The sequence below is a fragment of the Pseudomonas sp. 2995-3 genome (assembly GCF_002742565.1).
GTDB lineage: Bacteria > Pseudomonadota > Gammaproteobacteria > Pseudomonadales > Pseudomonadaceae > Aquipseudomonas > Aquipseudomonas edaphica.
Genome location: NZ_LJSB01000140.1, coordinates 69,533 through 86,193 on the forward strand (window position 1 = coordinate 69,533; position 16,661 = coordinate 86,193).

Here is a 16,661-nt window from a genome sequence, read left to right on the forward strand (position 1 = left end):
AGTTTCCAATGGCGAAGAAACCCACCCCAGCCACTTTTATCAAAGACCCGCTCTGGTACAAGGACGCGGTGATCTACCAAGTTCACGTCAAATCCTATTTCGACTCCAATAATGACGGTATCGGCGACTTTCCCGGCCTGATCGCCAAGCTCGACTACATCGCCGATCTGGGCGTCAACACCATCTGGCTGCTGCCGTTCTACCCGTCGCCGCGCCGCGACGACGGCTATGACATCGCCGAGTACCGTGGCGTGCACAGCGACTACGGGACGATGGCCGACGCCAAGCGCTTTATCAGTGAGGCGCACAAACGGGGCCTGCGGGTCATAACTGAACTGGTGATCAACCACACCTCCGACCAGCATCCGTGGTTCCAGCGGGCGCGCAAGGCCAAGCCGGGCTCGGCGGCACGGGACTTCTACGTGTGGTCCGATGACGACCAGAAGTACGACGGCACCCGCATCATTTTCCTCGACACCGAAAAGTCCAACTGGACCTGGGACCCGGTCGCCGGCCAGTACTTCTGGCACCGGTTCTATTCGCACCAGCCGGACCTGAACTTCGATAACCCGCAAGTCATGAAAGCCGTGCTCTCGGTGATGCGCTACTGGTTGGACATGGGCATCGACGGCCTGCGTCTGGACGCGATTCCCTACCTGATCGAACGCGACGGCACCAACAACGAGAACCTGCCGGAAACCCACGGCGTGCTCAAGCAGATCCGCGCCGAGATCGACGCGCATTACCCCGACCGCATGCTGTTGGCCGAAGCCAACCAGTGGCCGGAAGATACTCAGCTGTACTTTGGTGACAAAAAAGGCGACGACGGCGATGAATGCCACATGGCCTTCCACTTCCCGCTGATGCCGCGCATGTACATGGCGCTGGCCCAGGAAGATCGTTTCCCGATTACCGATATTCTGCGCCAGACCCCGGAGATCCCCGCCAACTGCCAGTGGGCGATCTTCCTGCGCAACCACGATGAACTGACCCTTGAAATGGTCACCGACAAAGAGCGCGACTACCTGTGGAACTACTACGCCGCCGACCGCCGTGCGCGCATTAACCTGGGCATTCGTCGGCGCCTGGCGCCGCTGATGGAGCGTGACCGTCGCCGCGTTGAACTGCTCAACAGCTTGTTGCTGTCGATGCCCGGCACGCCGACGTTGTACTACGGCGATGAAATCGGCATGGGCGACAACATCTACCTGGGCGACCGCGACGGCGTGCGCACGCCGATGCAATGGTCCATCGACCGTAACGGCGGCTTCTCGCGCGCCGACCCGGCCAGCCTGGTGTTGCCGCCGATCATGGACCCGCAATATGGCTACCTGTCGGTCAACGTCGAAACCCAGGCCCAGGACCCGCATTCGCTGCTCAACTGGACCCGGCGCATGTTGGCGGTGCGTAAACAGTCCAAGGCCTTCGGGCGTGGAAGCCTGAAAATGCTCTCGCCGAGCAACCGCCGCATCCTGGCGTATACCCGTGAGTTCACCGGCGACGATGGCCGCACGGAAACCATTCTGTGCGTGGCCAACGTGTCGCGCAGCGCCCAGGCGGCCGAGCTGGACTTATCCGCCTTCGCCGGCATGGTGCCGGTGGAGATGCTCGGCGGAAACGCGTTCCCGCCCATCGGCCAGCTGAATTTCCTGCTGACCCTGGCGCCGTACGGTTTCTATTGGTTTGTGCTGGCGGCCGAAAACCAGATGCCCAGCTGGCATGTTGAGCCGGCGCAGAGCATGCCGGATTTCACCACGCTGGTGCTCAAACAACGCATGGAAGAGTTACTCGACGAGCCGTGCCGCACCACCCTGGAGCATACCTCGCTGCCGGCATGGTTGCCCAAGCGGCGCTGGTATGCCGGTAAAGACACGGCCATCGACCAGGTGCAAATTGCCTACGGCGTGCGGTTTGGCGACCCGCAGCATCCGGTGCTGCTCAGTGAGGTCGAGGTGACCAGCGGCGGCCAGGTCAGTCGTTATCAATTGCCGTTCGGCTTTTTAGCCGAAGACCAGTTCACCAGTGCCTTGCCCCAGCAACTGGCGCTGGCCCGCGTACGCCGGGGGCGTCAGGTCGGTTTGGTGACCGACGCTTTCAGCCTGGAACACTTTGTCCGGGCGGTGATCCAGGGATTGCAGGCGGGCACGGTGTTGAACACCCACGAAGGTGATTTGCGTTTTGAAGCCACGCCGCACTTGGCCGCGCTGCAACTGACCGATGAGGCGCAGGTGCGCTACCTGTCGGCCGAGCAGTCCAACAGTTCGGTGGTGGTGGGCGAGAGCCTGGTGCTCAAGCTGATCCGCAAAGTCAGCGCCGGGGTGCACCCGGAGCTGGAAATGAGCGCTTACCTGACGGCCGCCGATTACCCGAATATTTCGCCGTTGCTGGGCTCGATGATTCGTCGCGATGGCCAGGGGCAGGACAACCTGCTGATGATTGCCCAAGGCTACCTGAGCAACCAGGGCGACGCCTGGAGCTGGACCCAGAACAACCTGGAGCGCGCGATTCGCGACGAGCTGGCCCAAGCGATTTCCGAGCAGGAGCAGCATTACAACGCCTTGGGTGAACTGCAGGATTTTGCCGGTTTACTCGGCCAGCGCCTGGGCGAAATGCACGGGGTGCTGGCAGCACAAACCACCAACCAAGACTTCAAGCCCGAGACCACCACGGCCAAGGACACCCAGGCCTGGGCCAAGGACGTCGGCGCGCAGATCGACCGCGCGCTGCAGTTGTTAAAACTTCATCAAAGCCAGTTGAACCCCGCCGATCAGGCGCTGGTCAGTGAAATGCTGGGGCATAAAAAAGCGCTGGCCAGCAGTGTCCAGGCCCTGGCGAAAGCCACGGCCGGCGGTTTGCGCATTCGTGTCCACGGTGACTTGCACCTGGGGCAGGTCCTGGTGGTCAAGGGCGATGCGTACTTGATCGACTTTGAAGGCGAGCCGGCGCGCCCGCTGCATGAACGGCGCGGCAAGCACAGCCCGTATAAAGATGTAAGTGGCGTGCTGCGCTCGTTTGATTACGCTGCCGCCATGGCCCTGAATGTGCAAGGTGTGGATCACTCGCCGCAAGCGGATACCGCCCGCAAGCGTGTGACTGACCGTTACCTGAGTGAAGCGCGCAAGGCATTTATCCAGGCTTATCATCAGGCTACGTCTACACTGGCGCATGACTGGCAGGATGCCAATGGGCAGGACGCAGCGCTGACGTTGTTCAGCCTGGAGAAGGCCGCGTACGAAGTGGCTTACGAAGCAGAAAATCGCCCGACCTGGTTGCCGGTGCCCCTGCAAGGGCTGCACGGTTTACTCAGCGGGCTGCTATCTCAAGCGAATAATGCACGCGGTGGGGAGACGTCATGAGTTTTACACAGAGAGAACCGCTGCAAGCGAAGTTGACCGCCATGCCGGCGCCCAAAGATGTAGAAGCGCTGGTGCGCGCGGAACACCCGGACCCTTTTTCCATCCTGGGGCCGCACGATGACGAGCAGGGCGGGCAATTTATCCGCGCGTTCCTGCCCGAAGCCTTGAGCGTCCAGGTGTTGGCCCGCGAAAGCGGTGAAGCCATCGGCAGCCTGGACGCGACCCAGGTGCCGGGTTTGTTTGTCGGGCATTTTTCCACGCGCCAGGGCTACCTGCTGAAGATCCAGTGGGCCGGCGGCGAGCAGATCACCGAAGATCCCTACAGCTTCAGCCAGTTGCTGCTGGGTGAGATGGATTTGTACCTGTTCGCCGAAGGCAATCACCGTGACCTCAGCAGTTGCCTGGGCGCGCAGGTCACCAGCGTCGACGGCGTGCAAGGCGTGCGTTTTGCGGTGTGGGCGCCGAATGCGCGGCGCGTATCGGTGGTGGGTGACTTCAATATCTGGGATGGCCGCCGCCATCCGATGCGACTGCGGCATCCGTCGGGCGTGTGGGAGATCTTTATCCCACGTCTGCAAACGGGCGCGGCCTACAAGTACGAGATTCTCGGCGCCCATGGGATTCTGCCGCTCAAGGCCGACCCCATGGCGCTTGCTACTCAACTGCCGCCCGACACTGCCTCAAAAGTCGCCGCGCCGTTGCAGGTGGACTGGCAAGACCATGAGTGGATGCAGACGCGTGCCGACAAGCAAAAGGCCTCGGCGCCATTATCCATCTATGAGCTGCATGTCGGTTCCTGGCAGTGTGAACTCGACGAGGCCGGTGAAGTGTCGCGCCAATATGGCTGGCGCGAACTGGCCGAGCGCTTGATTCCTTATGTGCAGCAATTGGGCTTTACCCATATCGAGCTGATGCCGATCATGGAGCACCCGTTCGGTGGCTCCTGGGGTTACCAGGCGCTGTCGCAGTTTGCGCCGAGCGCACGCTTTGGCTCGCCGGAGGACTTCGGGTTTTTCGTCAACGCCCTGCACCAGGCCGACATTGGTGTGATTCTGGACTGGGTGCCGGCGCATTTCCCCACCGATACCCACGGCCTGGCCCAGTTCGACGGCACGGCCTTGTACGAATACGCCAACCCGCTGGAAGGCTTCCATCAGGACTGGGACACGCTGATCTACAACCTGGGCCGCACCGAAGTGCACGGCTTTATGCTCGCTTCGGCGTTGCATTGGCTCAAGCACTTCCACATCGACGGTTTGCGCGTAGATGCCGTGGCCTCAATGCTGTATCGCGATTATTCGCGCAAAGCCGGTGAGTGGGTGCCCAACCGCCATGGCGGCCGCGAAAACCTGGAGGCCATCGACTTCCTGCGCCATCTCAATGATGTGGTCGCGCTGGAAGCGCCGGGTGCGCTGGTGATTGCCGAAGAGTCCACAGCCTGGCCGGGCGTCAGCCAGAGCACGCAGCAGGGCGGCCTGGGTTTTAACTACAAATGGAACATGGGCTGGATGCACGATTCGCTGCACTACATCCAGCAAGACCCGGTGTACCGCGCCCATCATCACAATGAGCTGAGTTTCGGCCTGGTGTATGCGTGGTCCGAACGCTTTATCCTGCCGATCTCCCACGATGAAGTGGTGCACGGCAAGCACTCACTGATCGACAAGATGCCCGGCGATCGCTGGCAGAAATTCGCCAACCTGCGCGCCTATCTGAGCTTTATGTGGATGCACCCCGGCAAGAAGCTGCTGTTTATGGGCTGCGAATTCGGCCAATGGCGCGAGTGGAACCACGATCAGCAGTTGGATTGGTACTTGCTGCAATACCCCGAACACCGAGGCGTGCAGAAACTGGTCGGTGACCTTAACCGCCTGTACCGCGAGGAACCGGCGCTGCATGAGCAGGACGATGCGCCCCAAGGGTTCCAGTGGTTGATTGGCGACGATGCGATCAACAGTGTCTATGCCTGGCTACGCTGGAGCAAGGACGGCAAACCGGTGCTGGTGGTGGCCAACTTCACCCCGGTGCCGCGTGAGGGCTATGCGGTCGGCGTGCCGTTTGCCGGGCGCTGGAGCGAGGTGATCAACAGTGATGCCGACACCTATGCCGGCTCCAATTATGGCAACGGCGGCGAAGTGCTCACCCAAGAGGAGCCGCGCCATGGGCAGCCGGTGTCGCTGTCGCTGAATCTGCCGCCTTTGGGCGTGTTGATTCTTCGCCCGCAAGCGCTGTAACGGCTCTAGTGTGGTGGATTCTGTTGTCCGCACTACTGGCAGGGTGCCACAATGGCGCCTTTGTCGTGGCAGTCGAAGCAGGCGCATTTCATGAACGGCCTTGGGCGTGGGCAAGACCCGGATGAACTCATCGAACAGCAGGTGCGAACCGACCGTTTGCACCAGCTGTTTCGCCAATCGTTCTCGGCTATTTTCGGCAGCTACCTGGGCGCTGTCATGCTCTGCTGGCTGTGCTGGGGCCGGTTTGACCACAAGGTCATGCTGGTCTGGCTGGGGTTGCTGGCGGTGACATCGCTGGTGCGCGTCAAACTGTTCACCGACTGGTTTCGCTGCCCCGACAGCGAGCGCACGCCCCGGCGCTGGGAGCGCCGCTATTGGGTCACGCTGATGCTGTCAGCCGGCACCTGGGGCCTTGGCGCCCTGGCCGTGATGCCGACGGATGATCGTGTCTCCCAGGTGCTGGTCATGCTGTTTACCGTGGGCATGTCAGTGAGCGCGGTTTCGTGTTATTCGGCCTATCGCTATATGACCCTGGGCTCCATGGCGCTGGTACTGTTGCCGTGTACCCTGTGGTTGCTGTTCCAGCCGGCGCCGATGCAAGTAGGTGTGGCAATTGCGGTGCTGGTGTTCTCGACCTTTGTGGTCAGTGCCACGCGCAAGCTCTCGGATGCGCTGGAAAAAGCCTTCCGACTGACCCGACAGATGGAACGTGCTCACCATATCTCCACGCGTGCTGCCCAGACCGACGAGCTCACCGGGCTGATGAACCGTCGCGCGTTTTTCGAACAGGCCCACCTGCTGTACGCGCATTGCCACCACCACCAGCAGCCGCTGAGCGCGTTGATGATGGACATGGACCATTTCAAGGACATCAACGACACCTACGGCCATCAGGCCGGCGACCAGGTGTTGCGCCAGATTGGCGGGGTGATCAGCACGTCGTTTCGCCAGGCCGATGTTTATGGTCGGCTCGGTGGTGAAGAATTCGCGGTGTTGCTGCCCAACACCTCACTGGAAACCGCGCGAGGCATCGCCGAGCAACTGGTCCAGGCGATTTCGGGCCTGACCTGTGAACCGGTGAAGGGCTTGACCGCCAGCCTCGGTGTGGCCACTACCCGCAGCCTTGATCAGGACTTGCACAGCCTGATGAACAACGCCGACAAAGCGCTGTACCGCGCCAAGGCTATGGGGCGTAATCAGGTGGCCGTCGCGCAGTAGCGCCTCACTCCTTGAGCATCGACCTGGCCAATGCCCGCGCCACTTGGTCGGCGGAGTAGGGCTTGGGGAGGAATTCGAAGCCTTCATAACCGCTGTCGGCCAGTTCTTCGCTGTAGCCTGACGTGAGCACCACCGGCAAGTCGGGGCGGCGCTGGCGCAGCAGTTTGCTCATGGCCACGCCGGTCATGCCTGGCATCACCACATCCGAGAAAATCGCGTCAAACGCCATGCCGTCCGGGCCGGCCAGTGCCAGTGCCTGCTCGGCATGGGTGGCCCAGGTGGTGCGGTAACCCAGGTCCTGCAGGATCTGGTTGGCAAAGCGGCCGACCTCGAGGTTGTCTTCGACTATCAGGATGTGGCGCGCCGCAGTGGCGGGCAGCGGGCTCTGATCTTCCTGGACCGGGCAGGCCTGCACCACCACAGGCTCGGCCTCGGGTAGATACAGGGTAAACACGCTGCCCTGGCCGAGGTTGCTGGTGACGTCGACGTTGCCACCGGACTGTTTGGCAAACCCGAACACCTGGGACAAGCCAAGCCCGGTACCTTTGCCCACCGCCTTGGTGGTAAAGAAGGGTTCGAAAATGCGCTCGACGGTGTCAACGGCAATGCCGCTGCCGGTATCGGCCAAGGCAATGCTCACAAAGGGCTGGTTTGATTCGGCATCGCCACGGATACGCGGCAGTCTGGCAATGTGGGCGACGCGCAGGGTCAGGGTGCCTTGACCTTCCATGGCATCGCGGGCATTGAGCGCGATATTGATCAGGGCGGTTTCAAATTGGCTGGAGTCGACGCGCACATGGCACGGTCGCTGCGGCAACTCCAACTGCACGCGGATACGCGCACCGGTGAGGCTTTCGAGCATCTCGCCGATGTTCTTGACCCGCAGGCTCACATCGAAAACTTCCGGGTTCAGCGGTTGGCGGCGGGCGAAGGCGAGCAGTTGGCTGGTGAGTTTGCTGGCCCGCTCGACAGTGTCGGACACCGCGCTCATGTAGCGTTGGCGGCGCTCTTCGGACAACCCCGGCTGGCGTAGAAAATCCACCGAGGAGCGGATGATGGTCAGCAGGTTGTTGAAGTCATGGGCCACGCCGCCCGTCAACTGGCCGATGGCTTCGAGTTTCTGCGACTGGCGCAGAGCGGCTTCGGCCTGGGCCAGCGCCAGGGTGCGTTCTTCGACACGCTGCTCCAGGGTGGTGTTGAGTTCGGCAAAGGCTGCCAGCCCTTCACGCACATGGGCATCGGCGCGCACGCGCTCGATATGCGCCCAGGAGCGCTCGGTGACTTCGCGCAGCAAAGCCAGGTCGTAGCTCGACCACAGCCGTGGGACTTTATCGTGTACCGCCATCAAGGCCGTCAGCCGACCATTTTTGATGAGTGGCATGCAGATCGTGGCGCTGACGCCCAATGCCTGAAAGGACGCTGACTCTTCTGGTGGCAGCTCGCGCAGGTTGTCATGGATCACCAGTGGCTCACCGGCCCGCAGGCAGTTGACGGCCGTTTCACCGAAAGCCGCCAGGCTGTAGCAGCCGATAATGCTGGGCGAACCGGGGGCTGTCCAATTGTCACGGATGGTGAAGCCGTCTTCATCGGCGTCCATATCGGCGTAGGCGCAGTTACTCACCTGCAGATGTTCGGCGACCAATTGAGTGGTGCTGCTCAGAATGGTTTCGGCATCTGCCGCATTGGCCACCGTGTGGCTGATGGCTTCCAATACCGCCAGGCGACGGGCGAGGAATACTGTGGTGGTGGTTTCCGACACGGTGTCGAGAATGCCGACTACCTTGCCCTCGGGGTCGCGAATCGGGCTATAACAAAAGGTGAAGTACGCCTGTTCCCGCGTCGGGCCGCGTTCAATCACCAGGGGGAAATTTTCGATGTAGGTGGCATGGCCTTGGAAGGCGGCATCGGCGATGGGGCTGATATCCGCCCACACCTCATGCCACACCTCGTTGAACGGGCGCCCCAACGGGTCGGGCTTGGTGCCCAGGATCGGAATGAATGCATCGTTGTAGAGTGTGATCAACTGCGGCCCCCAGACAATCGCCTGGGGAAAGCTCGATGCGAAGCACAGCGCTACGGTGGTCTTGAGCACGTCGGGCCACTGCTCCAGCGGGCCTAGTGGCGTGTTCGCCCAGTCATGCTGGCGAACCCGCTCAGCCATTTCGCTGCTGCTTTGCAGCCAATTCATCATTGCGAAAACACCTTGTTTACCACGGTCTGTCGAGGGCCTGAAGCGGTCAGGCTAACAAGCAACAGACCGGAATGAATGCTGCCAGTTCAGCACGATTATTCAGGTGATAGCAATTTGATGTTCTATACAAATGAATAGGCCTGCAGTCGGGCCTAAGACGCCTATTGCGCGCCGAGAACCCCCGTCCAATAAATGCCGGCATCACTCTTGGGGTCCATGGCGTAGGCCGCGCCCAATTCACGAAATTGCGGGTTCATCAGGTTGGCGCAATGCCCGGGGCTGGCGAGCCAGCCGTCCACCACCTTGCGCGGGTTGTCGAGGCCGGCGGCGATGTTTTCGCCGATGTTTTTTGCGATGTACCCGGCCAGTTCCGCACGATCGCCAGGCGTGCGGCCGTCATGATCCAGGTGGTCGAAGAAATTGCCATTAGCCATGTTGCGCGAATGGCTGTTGGCGGCGCTGGCCAAGTCGTCATTCCACGACAGCGGCGTGGTCGCGCTAAACGCCTGGGTGCCGCATTGGCGTGGTTGTTGACGGGCGGTGTTGACCAGATCGAGAAGTTTTTTGCCCTCGGTCTGCCAGTCGCCAAGGCCGCTGGTGAGCAGCGGGCGTGCCAGCACGATGCGCCAGTCCTGGCCGCTGTTGCTCACGCCAATATCGACAAATTGCGGGTCCAGCACCACGCGGCAGAAGCTTTCGCGCACGGCCTTCATCGCCGCCTCGGCGTCTTTGGGGCCGGAGAGGCTGATGGCCTGCACATTCACCATCGGGTACGCGGCCCGCGCGAGCGCCTGCTGCAAGTCGCCGACATTGGTGGCCGGCAGCACCAGTCGGGTGTCGCTGGCCAGCGGTGGCAGTTCCTGGGAACCCTGGTTGCCGCAGCGTTGTACGTGGCTGCGGTATTCGTTGATCTGTTGCACTAACTGACTTTCTTCATTCGCCATCGCGCTGGCGCAGAACACCACATTGGCGGCCAGCGTCGTCAGACCCATCATCAATGACAGCACGCGCATGGACGTTACCCTTGAGCTTGAAAGTGCCCATGATGCGCGAAGTAACCCGGTTTGGGGCAACGCCTTTTTTGTTTTTTTGCCTCAACGGGTGTTCTGCGGGCAGATCGTGGCGCGGTTGCGCCCCCAGGCAAACGTGCTGGCGGTGACGATCAGGGCCAACGCCATGGCGAAGGTCACGTGCAAGCCATTGGCAACACTGGGCGGCGCTGCGTGGGCCACATCGGGGCTGGCCCAGGCAAATACCGCGCCCAGGGCCCAGGCACCGAAAATCAGTCCCAGGTTGCGCGACAGGTTCAGCAGGCCAGAGACGGTTCCTCGGCGTGTCGGCGCGACATCGCTCATCACCGCGGTGTTATTGGCGGCTTGAAACAGGCTGTAGCCTGTTGTGAGCAGGATCAGGGCGCCGAGGTAAGCGAGCAGTCCCGCGGTCAACGAAAGCGACAGGGCACCCAGGGCCATCACCCCCAAGCCCGCGAGGGTCATGCGATGGCTACCCAGGCGATCGGTGAGGCGGCCCGCCGGCACACCGGTCAGCGCTGCAACACAGGGGCCGACGGCCATGGCCAGGCCCATCCAGGCGGGGTCGAGCCCCAGGCCACGGGAGAGGTAAAACGGCCCGACCACGAACGTGGCCATGATCACTGCCGCCACCAGCGCGCTCATCGCCAACCCGGCACGCAGCGTCGGGTCTTGCAAAGGCTGCCAGAAAGCACCTGCCGATTCGCGGGCGCTGGCCTGGCGGTCTGCCGGTAAGTAATAAAAGGCGAGGGCGGCGGCCAACAGGCCCAACGGTACGCCGACCGCGAACAACGCGCGCCAGCCCCACAGGCTCAGCAACACGCCGCCGACACTGGGGCCCATGGCGGTGCCGACTGCTGACATCGTTCCGAGCAAACCCATCACCTGCCCGGTACGCGCCTTGGTGACCGTGTCGCCCACCATCCCGAGGGTCATCGCCATCATGCTCGCCGCCCCCAGGCCTTGCAGGGCGCGCGCGGCAATCAGCCATTTAAGCGAAGGTGCTGCCGCGCACAGTGCACACGCCACGGCGAACAGCAGCAAGCCGGCGAGCAATACGCGTCGGCGCCCCCAACGATCGCCCAGGCGACCGGCGCCGACAATCACCGCCGTGATCGCCAGCAGGTAGGCGAGCACCACCCACTGCACGGCATGAAAGGATGCATCAAATGCCTGGGCCAGGCTGGGCAGGCCGACATTGGCGATGCTGGTGCCCAAAGCGGCCAGCAACATGGATAGCGACAGACTGACGAGCGCGGCGCGTGAAGAGTTGTGCATGGACGATTCCTTGAGTGAAGGCAACTGACACAACTCTACGGCGTGGCCTAATATGGCGGAAGACGCATGGGTTGCAGCTAATACCTGCATCAAACGCCTGATAAGGAACACGTATGCCCGACCTGAATTTGCTCATTACCCTGGATACGTTGCTTAGCGAGGGCAGTGTCGCCGCTGCCGCCACGCGCCTGCGCCTGAGCCCTTCGGCCATGAGCCGCGCGCTGGCACGCCTGCGTGAAACCACCGGTGACCCCTTGCTGGTGCGCGCCGGGCGCGGGCTGGTGCCGACCCCGCGGGCGTTCGAACTGCGTGAACAGGTCAGCCGTTTGGTGCAGGAGGCCCAGGCGGTGCTGCGCCCTGCGCAAACCTTGGACATGGGCCAGGTGGTACGCACGTTCACGCTGCGCTCGAGCGAGGAGTTTGTCGAAAACCTCGGCCCGGCGTTGCTCGCGCGTATCGCCCAGGAAGCGCCGGGCGTGCGCCTGCGTTTCGTCGACAAGAGCGACAAGGACTCGGCGCTGCTGCGCGAGGGCAGTATTGACCTGTCGATTGGCGTGGTCGACGCCAGCGCCAGTCCCGAACTGCTGACCCAGGCGCTGTTCCGTGACCGACTGATCGGTGTGGTCCGCAGCGGCCATGCGCTGAGCCAGGGTGAAGTCAGCGCCGAGCGCTTTGCCCAGGGCCAGCATGTCTACGTGTCACGCCGTGGGCTGGACCGTGGCCAAGTCGACGACGCCCTGCAAGCGCTGGGCCTGACGCGGGAGATCAGCACCATCGTCGCCGGCTTTGCCACCGCCATCGCCCTGGCCCGCGACACCGACCTGATCGCCAGCGTGCCCGAACGCTACACCGCCCATCAGCGCGACGGGCTGTACAGCTTCGCGCTGCCGATAGTCGTGCCGCCGTTCACCGTGGCCATGCTCTGGCACCCACGCCTGGATGCCGATGTGGCCCACCGCTGGTTGCGCGGCTGTTTGCGCCAGGTGTGCGGGCAGCAGGTACAATCACCGCTGCCTTGACGCTAAACCCAGGAATTTGCATGTTCAGCCTTACCCGCTACACCACCGCGTGCCCCGAGCCGATCAACAGCCAGATCCTGCAGATGGTGGTGGACAACCTCACCGACATCAGCAGTGTGGCGTTGCCGCCGAGCAACCTGCTCTACAACATCTATCAATATGCCGTCGGTTATGAGGTACACCTGTACCTTGAAGCGCTGACTGGCGCCAAGGGCATCGCGGTTGAACTGGTGGTGGCGATGCGGGACGAACAGGTGATCGGCTTTTGCCTGTACCTGCCCGTCAAGGACGATCCGCACGCCTGTGGCATCGCCTTTATGGCGGTGCAAGCCGGGCATCGGCGCCAGGGCGTGGCCCGCGCCATGCTTGGCGAGGTGCTGGCGCATTACCCCCACGCAGAGCTGGCCTGCTCAGTGGAAAAAGTGCCGGCGTTCCAAGCGCTGGGCTTTCAGGTGCGTGGCGCACGCGGCACCCAAGTGTTGATGAACACCCGCGATTACGGCACCGATGGCTTGATGGGCGTGCTGGATGTGGCTGCGATCTATAGCTCGCTGGAGGTGCGACAGATTCATACCTACTTGCTGCAAAAACACGGCAAGCGCGCGATGGTTGATGCCGAGAAGCAGCGGGATCGGCACTTGGATTACCTTGCGCGTAAGGTGCAGCTATTTTTAAGCGAGCATCAGGCCTGAATGTAAAAGACCTTCCTTGGGTAGAGGGGGTGTGTGTATATCCGTTGCTGCGGTAACGGCGGCTTAGGGTTCCGCCCTGACGGCGGGTCACTTTTGGCAAACGCCCGGAATGCCGGCCCAGCCAAAAGTAACCAAAAGGTCTGTGCCCCACCACTCGGTGCCTCGCTTAGGCTCGGCATGCCCGCACTCCGGCTTGAATCCGTGGGCCGCCGCGATGGGCCATCCTTGGCCCAGCGCGGCTAACCCGGCGTCCTGCCGGGTTAGCCACGGATTCAAGCCTGCGTTCGGCCATCGTGGTTAACGGGGCGCCTCAGATCAAAATCAAGATCAAAAGCAGAGCACGGCGGCCTAGTAGCCGACCTGAGTGGTTAGATCAAAAGCGAAAAGCGGATCTGCATGCACCGAAGATCTGCCTTTCTGTGGGAGCTGGCTTGCCTGCGATGCAGGCACCTCGGTATCGCAGCGGTACGATAATTCGACAAGCCTGCTCCCACATGATGAATCAGTTCACCGTGCCGCGGTTGACCATTGCCAGAATCGTCGCCACCAGCTCCTGCTGCGCCTCTTCACGGCTGATCTCGCCGCTGGCGGCCGCTTGGGACAAGGCTTCGGCGGCACCCAGCATGGCGCGTAAGCCTGCCTGGGAAACAGTGCCGTTGGGCGCGAACGGCGCCAGTGCGTCGCGGCACTTTTGCAGAAAGATCGCCTCGTATTTGCGCTTCAGCGTTTCCAGTTCCGGCGAGCTGCTCAAGGCGGCAATCACCCCCGGAATTTCCCGCCCTTGCAACAACACGCAATCGACGTAGCACGACGCGATGACCCAGGCTTGCTCCTGCAGGGTCGCGGCGCTGGTGTCCAGCGCATCGGCAAACACCTGGTTCTGGCGGCTATCGAAGTCTTCATACAGTGCGGCCAGCAGGCCGGCGCGGGTGACGAAATGGTCGTAGACCACCGGCTTGGTGACGCCCGCCAGCTCGGCCAGGCGGCCCAGGGTCAGGGCTTCGGTGCCTTCTTCGCGTACCAGTTGCCAGGCCATATCGAGCAATTGGCGCAGGCGATCCTCGCGGGACAGGCGGCGGCGTGGGGCAGGGGATTCAGCGCTTGACATGCTTATATACCAAAAGTAACTTAAGGTGCGTAACCTACTAAAAGTAGCTAGCGCCCAGCCTAGCCCGAAATGGAGTCAATGTCATGCACGCACTGATCGTTGTAGCCCATCACGACCCGCAATCCCTCACCCATAGCCTCGCCGCGCAAGTGGCGGCCGGGCTCACGGCGGGCGGCCACACTTATGAGGTTGCCGACCTCGCCGCCGAAGGCTTCGACCCGCGCTATACCGCCGCTGACCACCTCGTACACCGCACTCGCGCTGAGCCGCCCGCCGATGTGCTCGCCGAGCAGGCGCGCATCGACCGCGCCGATGCATTGGTGCTGGCGTTTCCGATTTATTGGTGGTCCCTGCCGGGGCTGCTCAAAGGTTGGGTTGACCGCGTGTTCGTCAACGGCTGGGCGATTGATTACGGCCCCGATACGCCGGTGGTGAAAAAACTGCGGCACTTGCAGGTGCACCTGCTGGCGTTGGGTGCGGCAGATGAAAGCGCGTTTGATCGGCACGGTTATGCCAAGGCCATGCGCACGCAAATCGATTACGGGATTTTTGATTACTGTGGGGCGCAGGTGGTGACGTCAACGCTGCTGCTGGATTCGGAAAGCGGCGCTGCGCAGGCGCACTTGCACACCGCGAAAGCCATAGGGCAGGGCTTGTTTGCACACGAAACGGTGGCTGGTTAGTCAGCCTTCGCGAAACAGATCGTGAGCATCCAACAGGCGGTAGGCGATTTCCGGGCGCTTCTCCATGCCACGGCGAATCGCTGCCGGAATCGCCTGGCGGGTTTTGCGGCACAGGCCGGGCTGCTCATCGATGTTGATCTGAATGCCGCGCATGCTCTTGACCTCGGTGTGCCCCGGCGCTACCTGCACGCGGATGCCCAATAGCTCGAACATCTTCTGTTGCATGTGTTCCAGGTCTTGCAGGCTCTGGAGGTTTTCCAGGCGCTCGACCAGCTTTTTTTCTTCCTGACGCGTCAGGCTGAGAATGCGCAGGTCGGCGCCGGGCGCTTGCAACAGCTGTTCGCGGTCGCAAGCGCAGACGCCGGGTGGGCAGGGTTGGCGAATTGACATGTGCATTCCCTCCCTACGCCGACGTGCTGGCTCAGTAGCTGAGCGTTACCCCAAGGCTGCCCAAGGCCTTCCAGTATTCAGGGTAGGTCTTGGCCACGCAGTCCGGGTCTTGAATGCGGATTCCCGCCACCTTCAGCCCGGCCAGGGCAAAACACATCGCGATGCGATGGTCGGCGTGGGTGTCGATCAGCGCATTGCAAGAGGTGCCGGCCAGCGCCGGGTCGCTGGCCACCAGCAGGTCGTCGCCCTCGATGGTCGCCAAGCCTGGACGAATCTCGTTGAGGCCGTCGTGCAGCGCCTGTACACGGTCACATTCCTTGACGCGCAGGTTCGCCAGTTCAGTGAAGCGCACCGGGGTGTTGTTGAACGCAGCCAGCACGGCCAGGGTCGGGATTGCGTCCTGCATCTGCGAGCCGACTACCGTGGCTTGCATGTTCGGGAACTGCGCGATCACGGCCTGGGCCTTGGCGTCCGGCTGGGTGAAGTGCTGCGCGGCCACGCCGATGTCGATGCGCCCGCCGGTCAACACTTCGGCGGCCCACAGGTAAGTGGCGGCGGAGGCGTCGGGTTCGATCAGGTAGTCATGGGCGCTGTAGCCGGTGGGGGCTACGCGCCAGGTGGTGTCGTCGACCACCTCGACCTGCGCACCGAACGCACGCATGCAGTCCAGGGTCAGGTCGACGTAGCCACGGGCGCCGATGTCCTTGCCGGTCAACGCCACTTCAATCGGCGCCTGGCCGCAGGCGGCGAGCATCAACAGGGCTGACACGTACTGGCTGGACAAGCCGCCATCAATCTCAAAACGCTTGGCCTGCACCTTGCCCACGCCGTGTACGGTCACCGGCGGGCAGCCGGTCGGGCTGTCGACGCGGATGCCGTTCTGGCCGAGGGTGGCCAGCAGCGGGCCGATCGGACGTTTTTGCATGTAGTCGTCGCCGTCGAGCACCACGGTGCCTTCGACGGTCGCCACGGCGGCAGTCAGAAAACGCATCGCGGTGCCGGCATTGCCGAGGAACAGCGGCTGCGACGGCAATTGCAACTTGCCGGAGCCGGTCACAACGAAGGTGGTGTCGTCCGGTTCATCGATCCTCACGCCCATCTGGCGCAAGGCCACCGACATGTGGCGGGTGTCATCGCTTTTCAGTGCGCCGCTCAAGCGGCTGGTGCCCTTGGCCAGGGCGGCCAGCAGCAGGGCGCGGTTGGTAATGGATTTGGAGCCGGGGGGCGCGACCTTGCCGTTCAGGGCGAAATTGGGCGGTGTAACGGTCACGGTTTTCTGCGAACTCAAGGTACAAGGCTCCTGATCAAGGCAAGGCGGTAGGGAGTGGCCGACGGGCGGACCCGAATAATCAGCTAAACACGCCACCCTTGTCGAGCAGGGATCGTGGTAGGGCGCGTATTTTGAGGCGGTCGCCGACTTGTCCGGGGAATGGACTGCTCCTGTAGTCGAACTACTCCTGC

12 protein-coding genes are annotated in these 16,661 nt (G+C 62.4%); 6 read left to right on the forward strand and 6 right to left on the reverse strand.

The genetic code is table 11. The features are described 5' to 3' along the window. The first annotated feature begins 8 nt into the window (after positions 1 to 8). From treS to AOA62_RS07295, 3 genes are read left to right on the forward strand one after another with little or no spacing between them, the layout of a single operon-like run. On the forward strand, positions 9 to 3,356 hold the full coding sequence (treS, locus tag AOA62_RS07285) for a maltose alpha-D-glucosyltransferase (protein ID WP_099548279.1): 3,348 nt from the start codon (positions 9 to 11) through the stop codon (positions 3,354 to 3,356). Further along, a complete protein-coding gene (gene glgB, locus AOA62_RS07290) occupies positions 3,353 to 5,590 on the forward strand; it encodes a 1,4-alpha-glucan branching protein GlgB (protein ID WP_017139124.1) in 2,238 nt (745 codons plus the stop codon). The genes treS and glgB overlap by 4 nt, the downstream gene beginning before the upstream one ends. Positions 5,591 to 5,641: 51 nt before the next feature. After that, positions 5,642 to 6,808, forward strand: coding sequence for a GGDEF domain-containing protein (locus tag AOA62_RS07295; protein WP_017139123.1), 1,167 nt, complete (start codon positions 5,642 to 5,644; stop codon positions 6,806 to 6,808). A gap of 4 nt (positions 6,809 to 6,812) precedes the next feature. On the opposite strand, the gene AOA62_RS07300 is transcribed toward AOA62_RS07295, so the two are convergent. From AOA62_RS07300 to AOA62_RS07310, 3 genes are all read right to left on the reverse strand, one after another. Next, positions 6,813 to 8,999 (reverse strand): GAF domain-containing protein, encoded by a 2,187-nt coding sequence (locus AOA62_RS07300; protein WP_017139122.1) that lies wholly within the window; start codon positions 8,997 to 8,999, stop codon positions 6,813 to 6,815. Between the two features lie 161 nt (positions 9,000 to 9,160). Next, positions 9,161 to 10,012: a CAP domain-containing protein gene (locus AOA62_RS07305; RefSeq protein WP_017139121.1), complete on the reverse strand. Its 852-nt coding sequence runs from the start codon at positions 10,010 to 10,012 to the stop codon at positions 9,161 to 9,163. Positions 10,013 to 10,093: 81 nt separating this feature from the next. Then, positions 10,094 to 11,308, reverse strand: coding sequence for an MFS transporter (locus AOA62_RS07310; RefSeq protein ID WP_099548280.1), 1,215 nt, complete (start codon positions 11,306 to 11,308; stop codon positions 10,094 to 10,096). A gap of 113 nt (positions 11,309 to 11,421) precedes the next feature. Here AOA62_RS07310 and AOA62_RS07315 point away from each other — a divergent pair, with 113 nt between their 5' ends. Then, the gene (locus AOA62_RS07315) at positions 11,422 to 12,327 is read left to right on the forward strand and encodes a LysR family transcriptional regulator (RefSeq protein ID WP_099548282.1); all 906 of its coding nucleotides are present in this window, start codon (positions 11,422 to 11,424) and stop codon (positions 12,325 to 12,327) included. A gap of 20 nt (positions 12,328 to 12,347) precedes the next feature. Next, positions 12,348 to 13,019, forward strand: coding sequence for a GNAT family N-acetyltransferase (locus AOA62_RS07320; RefSeq protein ID WP_099548283.1), 672 nt, complete (start codon positions 12,348 to 12,350; stop codon positions 13,017 to 13,019). 502 nt (positions 13,020 to 13,521) lie between these two features. Here AOA62_RS07320 and AOA62_RS07325 read toward each other — a convergent pair. Next, positions 13,522 to 14,127, reverse strand: a complete 606-nt coding sequence (locus AOA62_RS07325) for a TetR/AcrR family transcriptional regulator (RefSeq protein WP_099548284.1) — start codon at positions 14,125 to 14,127, stop codon at positions 13,522 to 13,524. A gap of 83 nt (positions 14,128 to 14,210) precedes the next feature. Here AOA62_RS07325 and AOA62_RS07330 point away from each other — a divergent pair, with 83 nt between their 5' ends. After that, positions 14,211 to 14,810, forward strand: a complete 600-nt coding sequence (locus AOA62_RS07330) for an NAD(P)H-dependent oxidoreductase (RefSeq protein WP_099548286.1) — start codon at positions 14,211 to 14,213, stop codon at positions 14,808 to 14,810. Here the strand turns inward: AOA62_RS07330 and AOA62_RS07335 are convergent, their stop codons facing one another. Both AOA62_RS07335 and AOA62_RS07340 read right to left on the reverse strand, forming a co-directional pair. Next, entirely contained in the window at positions 14,811 to 15,200 is a 390-nt protein-coding gene (locus AOA62_RS07335; protein ID WP_099548288.1) for a hypothetical protein, read from the reverse strand. It lies immediately after the preceding gene. 31 nt (positions 15,201 to 15,231) lie between these two features. Further along, positions 15,232 to 16,488 (reverse strand): 3-phosphoshikimate 1-carboxyvinyltransferase, encoded by a 1,257-nt coding sequence (locus AOA62_RS07340; protein ID WP_099548289.1) that lies wholly within the window; start codon positions 16,486 to 16,488, stop codon positions 15,232 to 15,234. Positions 16,489 to 16,661 lie beyond the last annotated feature (173 nt).

Coding starts and splice junctions, on each gene's coding strand:
- glgB (WP_017139124.1), top strand. CDS start 3,353: ATGAGTTTTACACAGAGAGAACCGCTGCAAGCGAAGTTGACCGCCATG.
- AOA62_RS07305 (WP_017139121.1), bottom strand. CDS start 10,012: ATGCGCGTGCTGTCATTGATGATGGGTCTGACGACGCTGGCCGCCAAT.
- AOA62_RS07330 (WP_099548286.1), top strand. CDS start 14,211: ATGCACGCACTGATCGTTGTAGCCCATCACGACCCGCAATCCCTCACC.
- AOA62_RS07300 (WP_017139122.1), bottom strand. CDS start 8,999: ATGATGAATTGGCTGCAAAGCAGCAGCGAAATGGCTGAGCGGGTTCGC.
- treS (WP_099548279.1), top strand. CDS start 9: ATGGCGAAGAAACCCACCCCAGCCACTTTTATCAAAGACCCGCTCTGG.
- AOA62_RS07320 (WP_099548283.1), top strand. CDS start 12,348: ATGTTCAGCCTTACCCGCTACACCACCGCGTGCCCCGAGCCGATCAAC.
- AOA62_RS07315 (WP_099548282.1), top strand. CDS start 11,422: ATGCCCGACCTGAATTTGCTCATTACCCTGGATACGTTGCTTAGCGAG.
- AOA62_RS07325 (WP_099548284.1), bottom strand. CDS start 14,127: ATGTCAAGCGCTGAATCCCCTGCCCCACGCCGCCGCCTGTCCCGCGAG.
- AOA62_RS07295 (WP_017139123.1), top strand. CDS start 5,642: ATGGCGCCTTTGTCGTGGCAGTCGAAGCAGGCGCATTTCATGAACGGC.
- AOA62_RS07335 (WP_099548288.1), bottom strand. CDS start 15,200: ATGTCAATTCGCCAACCCTGCCCACCCGGCGTCTGCGCTTGCGACCGC.
- AOA62_RS07310 (WP_099548280.1), bottom strand. CDS start 11,308: ATGCACAACTCTTCACGCGCCGCGCTCGTCAGTCTGTCGCTATCCATG.